General features: G+C 67.8%; 8 protein-coding genes. 6 read left to right on the top strand and 2 right to left on the bottom strand.

All coding sequences use genetic code 11. From position 1 onward, the window contains the following. The first annotated feature begins 562 nt into the window (after nucleotides 1–562). Together H7A73_RS17670 and H7A73_RS17665 are read left to right on the top strand one after the other, a co-directional pair. Nucleotides 563–925, top strand: a complete 363-nt coding sequence (locus tag H7A73_RS17670) for a DUF4190 domain-containing protein (protein ID WP_182067199.1) — start codon at nucleotides 563–565, stop codon at nucleotides 923–925. 10 nt (nucleotides 926–935) lie between these two features. Further along, nucleotides 936–2,057, top strand: coding sequence for a hypothetical protein (locus H7A73_RS17665; RefSeq protein ID WP_182067198.1), 1,122 nt, complete (start codon nucleotides 936–938; stop codon nucleotides 2,055–2,057). Nucleotides 2,058–2,549: 492 nt separating this feature from the next. On the opposite strand, the gene modA is transcribed toward H7A73_RS17665, so the two are convergent. After that, nucleotides 2,550–3,353, bottom strand: coding sequence for a molybdate ABC transporter substrate-binding protein (gene modA, locus H7A73_RS17660; protein ID WP_182067197.1), 804 nt, complete (start codon nucleotides 3,351–3,353; stop codon nucleotides 2,550–2,552). Between the two features lie 147 nt (nucleotides 3,354–3,500). Here modA and H7A73_RS17655 point away from each other — a divergent pair, with 147 nt between their 5' ends. The 3 genes from H7A73_RS17655 to H7A73_RS17645 all read left to right on the top strand — a co-directional run bounded on the left by H7A73_RS17655 (nucleotide 3,501) and on the right by H7A73_RS17645 (nucleotide 6,430). After that, nucleotides 3,501–4,145 carry a class I SAM-dependent methyltransferase gene (locus H7A73_RS17655; RefSeq protein WP_259362997.1) on the top strand — a complete coding sequence of 215 codons (645 nt, stop codon included), beginning with the start codon at nucleotides 3,501–3,503 and terminating at the stop codon, nucleotides 4,143–4,145. Between the two features lie 154 nt (nucleotides 4,146–4,299). Beyond that, nucleotides 4,300–5,469, top strand: a complete 1,170-nt coding sequence (locus tag H7A73_RS17650) for an MFS transporter (RefSeq protein ID WP_182067196.1) — start codon at nucleotides 4,300–4,302, stop codon at nucleotides 5,467–5,469. Between the two features lie 10 nt (nucleotides 5,470–5,479). Beyond that, nucleotides 5,480–6,430 (top strand): GlxA family transcriptional regulator, encoded by a 951-nt coding sequence (locus H7A73_RS17645; RefSeq protein WP_182067195.1) that lies wholly within the window; start codon nucleotides 5,480–5,482, stop codon nucleotides 6,428–6,430. A gap of 225 nt (nucleotides 6,431–6,655) precedes the next feature. Here H7A73_RS17645 and H7A73_RS17640 read toward each other — a convergent pair whose 3' ends face one another. After that, on the bottom strand, nucleotides 6,656–7,069 hold the full coding sequence (locus tag H7A73_RS17640; protein ID WP_182067194.1) for an ester cyclase: 414 nt from the start codon (nucleotides 7,067–7,069) through the stop codon (nucleotides 6,656–6,658). 533 nt (nucleotides 7,070–7,602) lie between these two features. Between H7A73_RS17640 and H7A73_RS17635 the strand changes: the two genes are divergently transcribed. After that, the coding region (locus H7A73_RS17635) for a hypothetical protein (protein WP_182067193.1) at nucleotides 7,603–7,802 on the top strand (200 nt) is incomplete at its 3' end.

The following is a 7,802-nucleotide window of genomic DNA, read 5'->3' as shown; positions in this document are numbered from 1 at the left end:
GCCTTGTCCGCGAGGAACGCCGCGACCTCGGTCGGGTCGACCGGTGCGGTGGTGATCTGCTCGAGCTCGTGCGGTTCGGAGATCTCGTGGTCGAGGAACCCGGCACGCCACCGGGCGAACTGCCGCAAGTCCGACCGGTACGCCCGCACCGTGTTCACCGACAACGACGCCTCCGCGAACACCTGCGGCGACGCACCCACCGGCACCACCACAGCCGCCCCCGAGCCTGCCGGAGACCCGTCACCAGCTGCGGAGCGCTGCCGGGCAAATGCGGTGCGGGATCGTTCCGCAGCAGCACGCTGCTCCGCCGACGCGGTGCGACCTAGCGATCTCGCATGCTCAGGCGGACCTGCCGCGTTCCGCTCATTGGGAACGAGTCGGTCGGACAACACTGCGTCAGCCACCATCCTTTCTGGGTCCCATTGATCAGCACTGTACGGGCCAGGACCGACGCCACCGTGCAGTCGATGTCAGGCACCCGAGGCCGCTTGAGGTGACACGGTGTCACGTTTGACTGCTCGTCGCCGATATGGTGCTGAGACATCACGACGAGGGGACCCTGATGAGCAACGACAACCAGCAGCAGCCGGCACCGACCTACCAGCCGCAACAGCACGCGTACGGGCCGCCGGTCGTCGTGGCCGCCTACCAGCCGGGGCCGCCGCGCGGGTTGAGCATCACCAGCATGATCCTCGGCCTGGTGTCCATCGTCGCCGGATTCACCCTGGTCGTCCCGCTGGTCGGGCTGATCCTCGGCTTCGTCGGCATCCGAAAGGAATCCGCCGGCCGCGGCATGGCGATCACCGGCCTCATCTTGAACGGCATCATCATCGCCGGCTGGGTGATCCTGTTCCTGATCATGCTCCTCGCCGGAATCGGCATCTTTGGCGCCGCCGCCACCAGCGGCAGCACCACCGGCTACTAAGCCGACGCGCATGGCATCCCCTACGGGACGCTCGGAGCCCGACGGGCTCCCCGCGTCACGACGCATCATCCACGTCGGGACCCTCGTCGCCACCGCAATCTGCTTCTGGATCGGCTGCACCATCGCCGGCTACACCGACCCCGCCAGCACGCAGAGTGTTCCGCAGGCGGGTTGGATCGGCGACTGGGGCAAGACGCTCGGTGACTCCACGGTCAACGCGCTGCTGTCCTACACCGCGGTCACGCTCGTGCTCTTCGGTATCTCCATCGGAGGACAGGCCGCTTTCGAAGATCCCCGCCATCGGCAACGGATTCGACGCGGAGTCGGCCTCATCGGCATCCTCATCGCTGTCAGCGCGCTCGCGCTTGCCGTCTTCACCATCGGCGCTGCCGTCGTGAACGGCAGCCAGTGGGCACTCCTCGTCGTCGTGTTCCCGATGGCGCTCATCTGCTGGGTCCTGGGTCTCGAGGTCGGCCGATTCGCCGTTCCCGCCCACGGTGTGCAGCTCGATGCCGCACGCATCACGCTGACTACTGTCACCGACCGCATCACGAACATCCGAGCAGCGTCCGCATCGGGTTGGACTGCGAATCTCGTCGTCCTCGGCTACGGGACCGTCTTGGGATTGGTCACCGGAGCCGTCGTCCAAGTGCTCGCTGGCAGAGGCTTCTGGCCAGCGAGTCTCGTCGCGGCGATCGGAGCGTGTTCGGGTCTGATGCTGCTCCTGCAGATCTGCGCCAACACCGTCGCCGGCCCCTCCCGGTGGCGGCAGGTCGGCACCTGGGCGATGACCTATGCCATCTACTTCATCATCGTCACGTATGCGAACATCGCGCTCATCAAAATCGCACCCCAAGCGTCGATCGGCATCGTCGCGGTGTTCGTCCTCGAGCTGCTCCTGCCCGTTCTCTTCGGAATCCGTACGCCGGAGCGCCAGGCGCTGGTGAACCTGACGTTGCGGGGAGCGCTCGCTCGGGTGGCACTGCAGGACCTGGAACGGCAGCGCGACAGCACGCAACGCCGCATCGACCTGCTCGAGAAGCAGATACCCGGATCACGGACCCTGACGCAGCAGCTGACTACCACGCTGCGCGTCCTGTGGACCGGCGTCTCGGGGTCCGTCAAGCCCTGACCCATTGGCTGGGCTCCGCGAAGCGCCGCGCAGCCCGCCCTAGAGTGGTTGCTCGTGGGCGGGCGACCGCGCCGGAGCTCCGCCCACAGGGACAACGAAAGACCCGCCCCTGCGCGAACAGGGACGGGTCCAGGTTGGCCTTCCGAGTGGAAAGCCAGGGGCCGTCATGGGACCCCGAGCAGTGAAACTCGGGTCCAGTGTAAACCGGGTCCGCCCGGATTGCACCCCTGGTGCACCCGCTTCTTGTGTCCGCCGGCGCCGGACCCGCAAGGAGGTGGTGGCCCATGTCTGCAGACGATGAGGACACCCACCGCAGGCGGCAGATCCCCTGGCTCGGCATCGCGACCCTCGCGGTGACCATCGCCAGGTTCCTGCTCGACCTGTGGCGCACACGGTAACCAGGCAAGAAAAAGGGCGACCCCCACACTCAGTGTGGGGGTCGTTCCCCTGTCACCACTCGAGCCCACACCGTCTCACAGCGCTGGCTAGCTCTCAGGGAGCTTGGAAGCCGGCCGCCTGGAGCACCTTCTGCCCGGTGTTGGAGCGGACGTAGTCGCTGAACGCGGCGGCGAGGTCGGGGTTCTTACTCTCCTTGAGCACCGCAATCGGGTACGTGTTCACCGCGCTCGAGGCGTCCTTGAATGTCACCCCGTCAACCTTGCCGGCGGCACCCTTGACGTCGGTGACGTAGACCAGACCCGCGTCTGCTTGCCCGGAGCTGACCTTGCCGAGCACGTCGGTGACGGACTGTTCCTCACTGACGGGCTTCAGCGTGATGCCGGTTGCCTGCTCGACCTTCTCGGTGGCGGCGCCGCATGGAACGGGGCTGGCGCAGGTCACGACCTGCACCCCAGCGTTGGTGAGGTCCTTGAAGTCGGTGATCTTCTTCGGGTTACCGGGTGCGACCGCGATCTCGAGCGTGTTCTTCGCGAAGTCCGCAGGGGAGCCCTGGAGGTCGCTGGTGGCGAGCTTGTCCATGTTCTTCGTGTCCGCGGACGCGAACACGTCAGCCGGTGCGCCATTCTGGATCTGGGTCACCAGGTCGCTGGAACCGGCGAAGGAGAAATCGATCGTCGTCCCAGGGTGCGCAGCCTCGTACTGCTTCCCCAGTTCGGTAAACGTCTTCTGCAACGACGCAGCCGCGAGCACCGTGATCGAACCCGTCGCGGACGTCGACGACGCCGACGGTGACGACGAGCTGGCTGTCGTGCTGCCGGCGGAGCACGAAGAGAGCAGCAGCGACGCCGCGGCGACCGCGGTCAGGAGGACGGGCAGACGGGTGGCACGGTGCGGCATGACAGGTCCCGTTCAACAGTCGCGCCGCAGATGCGGCGATGTACCACCATTCAACACGAACATGCGGCGTCGGCCCACGTGGAGGCTTGGCGCGATCTGTGCGGCCGTCGTCCTGATTACCGCTGGCGGCTGGCGCTGGGTCCGCGCTTGGCTGATGCCATGACAGATGAGCGTGCAGTGACGAGCACTTCCGATGGCAGTGCCGGCGACGCGAACTACGGTGCGATCGGGACCGGGTACGCGCAGTACCGGCGTCCGGAACCTGCGTTCGTCATGGCGATTCACGCTGCGCTCGGCGACGCGCGAACGCTCGTGAACGTCGGTGCCGGTGCGGGCTCCTACGAGCCGACTGGGCTGGACGTGACCGCTGTCGAGCCGAGCGCCACGATGCGTGCGCAACGCCCCGCGGGGTCGGCGATGGTGGTCGATGCGACCGCTGAGAACCTTCCGTTCGGTGATGACACCTTCGACGCTGCTCTGGCGTCGTTCACGGTCCACCAGTGGCGGGACCTTCCGGCTGGGCTCCACGAGGTCCGCCGGGTGACCCGTGGTCCGGTCGTAATCCTGACCTGCGATCCGGCAGCGCTCACCCGGTCGTGGATCAACGACTACGCACCCGAGGTCATCGCCACCGAAGCCAGCCGGTACCCGGCAGTCGACGCTCTTCGTGCTGGGCTCGGGGAACCGTCACCGTGGAGTCGGTTCCGATCCCGCTCGGATGCGTGGACGGGTTCAGTGAGGCGTACTACGGCCGCCCCGAGGCGCTCCTCGACCCAGGAGCGCGGCGGGTGAACTCCGCATGGAGCTTCGTCGGCCCCGACGTCGAAACACGCTTCGAGCGGACCCTGCGCGCCGACCTCGAGTCCGGAACCTGGGACGCACGATACGGGCACCTGCGCTCCCAGCCAGTCTTCGACGGCTCACTGCGCCTCGTGGTCAGCCGCCCGTGACGCCCCCGATGCTGCAGCAGCGGGGGAAGGTGCTGTGGCCGGTCGCGGCATGGTTCTGGGCGTTGCAGTTCGCGGTCCTGAACCCGCTGCTGGCCGTCCTCCTCGTTGCCCTCTACAGCGCCACCCCGACCGAGGTCGGCTGGGTCCTCGGCCTCTACAACGTCGGCGGGTTCGCCGCCTCCCTGCTCATCCCGACCCTCGCCGACCGGAGCCGGGACTACCTGCGCCCGCTGGTGTTCTGCGCTCTCGGTGGTGTCGCGCTCGTTGCGGTCCTCGCCGTCACAACGTCCTTACCGATGGTCGCGCTCGCGCTGATCATCCTCGGCGGCCCGCCCGGGGTCGGCTCCACGCTGCTGTTCGCGCAGCTCCGCCACGAATGCGCACCACCAGCCCGCCTCATCCGCACCCGCGCGATCGTCTCTTTCGCCTGGGTCATCGGCCCGCCCCTCGCTACCCTCATCACCGGTGCCGCCGGCACCCCGGCCGCGCTCGCGCTCCTCGCCGGCATCGGCGTAGTCAACGTCGCCACCGCGCTCCTGCTCCTCCGCCGGCGCGGCGCCACTCCTGCAGACGCGGCGACCCGGCCCCGCCTGCTCGCGCAGCTCCGCGGCTGGAACCGGTGGGGTGTCGCCGGCGCCTTCACGCTGCTGCAAGCGACGAACATCGCCACCGTGACGATCGCGACCCTGTTCGTCGCCCACACCCTCGGCGCTCCGATCGTCTGGGCTGGCATCACCCTCGGTGCTGCGGCGCTTCTCGAGATCCCGGCACTGCTGCTGATCGGCCGGCTTCAAGAGCACCGCTCGGTTCGGCTGCTCCTCGCCGGCGGGTGGGCGTCCGGTGTCGCCTACTACGGCCTCGCAGCTCTCGTGCACGAGCCGTGGCAGCTCCTGGCGCTGCAACCCCTGAACGCCTGGTTCTTCGCCACCGTCGCCGGCCTCGGACTGACCGTGTTCCAGGACGTGTTCCCGAGCCCCGGACTCGCATCCGGACTGTTCACGAACACTCGCCGCGCCGGGGCCGTCCTTGCGGGGCTTCTCATCGCGGTGCTCGGCGGTTTCCCTGCCCCGTACCGGGCCGTGTACGTCGCGGCGGCGGTCATCGTGTTCATCGTCCTCGCTGGCGCGGCCGCGCTCACCACACGGCGTCACTCGGCCACACGCTAGGTTCAGGCAAGTGAGCACCGACCGCGACCACCGCGTAACGGTCCTCGTCCTCGACGGGGCAAAGGCCCTCGACGTCGGGATCGCCGCGCACGTGTTCGCGAAGCGGCCGAGCATGCCCTACGAGGTTCGCGTCTGCGCGGAGCACGCTGGCACCGTCGACGGGTGGAACGGCCTCGCCTACGCCGTCAGCCACGACCTCGACACTCTCACCTGGGCCGACACGATCCTCGTCCCCGGCTACCGGAACCCCGCAGACGTCACCACACCACCGAGTGTCACTGCGGCGCTTCAGGCTGCGCACGAGCGTGGCGCTCGAATCGCCGCGATCTCGACGGGCGCGTTCACACTCGCCGCCGCCGGACTGCTCAATGGCCGGCGTGCGACGACGCACTGGCACTACACGCAGGTGCTCCGCGAGCAGTATCCGGAGGTCGACGTCGACGAGCACGTGCTGTTCGTCGACGCCGGCGACGTCCTCACCAGCGCCGGCGCTGCCAGCGGGATTGACCTCTGCCTCCACCTCATCCGCCGCGACCACGGCGTCGCCCTCGCGAACCACGTCGCCAGGCGTCTCGTCAGCGCCCCCTACCGAAGCGGCAGGCAAGCCCAGTACGTGCCCCGCACCATCCCCGAACCCCTCGGCGACGTCTTCGCCGCCACCCGAGCATGGGCACTCGACCACCTCGACGACGACCTCTCCCTCGCCGCACTCGCACGGCAAGCCAACGTGTCCGCGCGCACGTTCTCGCGCCGATTCGCCGCCGACACCGGCATCACCCCGATGCAGTGGGTCTTGCGCGCCAGGATCGACCGGGCTCGGGAACTCCTCGAACGGTCCGACCTCACGATGACCCAGATTGCCGAAGCGACCGGACTGCGCTCCGACGCGAACCTCCGACGCCACTTCGGCAGCATCATCGGCACCTCCCCCACGGCCTACCGGACGGCATTTCAGGAGTGACCGGCTGCCGCAACGTGAACGCCATCGACATCAGCGAAACGAGCTCAGCCGAAGGCTGCAATCCGTGGGCAAGGTCGACCTCTCTATCGGCAGTTACCCCCGTGGCCCACGGGGTTCCTTCAACGGATGAGGGTCGAGCGGATCGTTCTGCGGCGGCTCGCTCGGTGCCGTCATTGACCTTCTGCTGACGATCACGGCGAATCTCGCCGCTACTGATCGGCGATATCAGGCAAGCCCGAGCTGCTGCAGGATGCCGAGCTGGTCGGTGCTGCCCCACCGTTCTGCGGCGCGGCCGTCCCGGAAGCCAATGACTTGCACGTTCCGGATCCCGGTGAACCGGCGCCCGGTTGGGGTGTGCCCCATCCACTCCCCCGTGTGCGTGCCGGCGAGGGTTGAGATGGTGATGACCTTCGTAGGTGTCGCGATCGTCTCGACGTCCTCCCGCTCGATGTCGGTGAACGCCTTCCCGAACTGCTCCCAGAACCACGCGATCCCTGACCCGTCCTCGGGTTGCCCGTCGGCGGCGTCGTGGTCGGTGAAGTCGGGCGTGAACCGTTCCTCAAGGGGCAGGTCCTGCTGCCGCATCCGGTCCCGCGCCGCAAGCGTCGGACCGCCACCCGCTGTTACCTCAACCGCCATCGGAGCCTCCCTCGTCGCGTAATTCGAGCCTACGCACCGTTGCCGTGTTGGTTCCGATAATAGTTCTTCTCGGAACACCTCGGCGGAGGCGGAAGCGACTAACCGTGGTGTAGCGGCAGACTCGCCCCGCACGCCGGCCCCGTACCTTCAAATTGATCGGCGAATCACCGAGTTCGAGGCGCCGGGTGATCGCTAGCTCACCGTGCAGTCGGACTCCGTGGACCGGGAGAATGCTGCGCAGCAGCACACCGCTGCCCTTCGTGCGCGGGCCGCTGAGCGGGCTTCCGGGCCACCGTGTCAATAGGGGCGCGTTCCGCGAGGCCACGAGGACGACCCCAGGGCTCCTAGCGGAAAGCGACGACTCTTACAGGCCGATCTGGTGGACAGCGTTGTTGTCAAGCGGAGCATCTTCGCGGCTGTACACCTCGAGCGTCCGTTCGGTCGTGTGCCATGACTGTCGCATGATCCGGTGCAGGCCGAGGCCCTTGTGCAGCGGAGGTGACGAACCCAGCGCGCAAAGAGTGTCCGCCGTAGTGCTTCGCGTCCAGGCCGGCGGCGAGGGCATGCCGGACGACGGCGTCCTGAACGACCTGCCCACTGATGGGGGTGTCGCGGAGAATTTCCAGCCAGTGGAGATCGGCCGGAACAGCGGCATCCGCCTCGGCAGGCGTCGCCAGCGATTCGGCACCTCGGACATCGCCGAGAACACCGACCTCACGCTCAACGAATGGCG

The sequence above is a fragment of the Curtobacterium sp. ME12 genome, from assembly GCF_903970855.1.
In the GTDB taxonomy this organism is placed as follows: Bacteria; Actinomycetota; Actinomycetes; order Actinomycetales; family Microbacteriaceae; genus Curtobacterium; species Curtobacterium poinsettiae_A.
The sequence above is the reverse complement of the archived record's forward strand: the minus strand, read 5'-3'. Positions and strand labels throughout refer to the sequence as shown.